This window comes from Halohasta sp. A2 (assembly GCF_056175805.1).
Genome location: NZ_JAQFWV010000374.1, coordinates 1 through 222, shown reverse-complemented (window position 1 = coordinate 222; position 222 = coordinate 1). Strand labels below are relative to the sequence as shown.

Here is a 222-nt window from a genome sequence, read left to right as displayed (position 1 = left end):
AGGCGCTAATGAAGGCTTCTCGTCGGACCAAGTTGGTGAAACATCTGTCGGAAAAAGAGCTTGATGACGCGATCAATGAAGCACAAAAGGCGGACGAGACCCGTCTCGTCCGGCGACTCTGTTTCATCAAAAACGTCTCTTTTGGTGACACCGACGAAATAGCTGCACGACGTGTCGGTGTGTCCCAACCAACTGGTGGGCGCTGGCTCAAAGCTTGGAACG

1 protein-coding gene is annotated in these 222 nt (G+C 53.2%); it reads left to right on the top strand.

Going from position 1 to position 222, the window contains the following annotated elements; all coding sequences use genetic code 11:
- Positions 1–35: 35 nt before the first annotated feature.
- Positions 36–222: helix-turn-helix domain-containing protein (locus O2S87_RS19475; RefSeq protein WP_475410275.1), on the top strand; the 187-nt coding region annotated here is incomplete at its 3' end.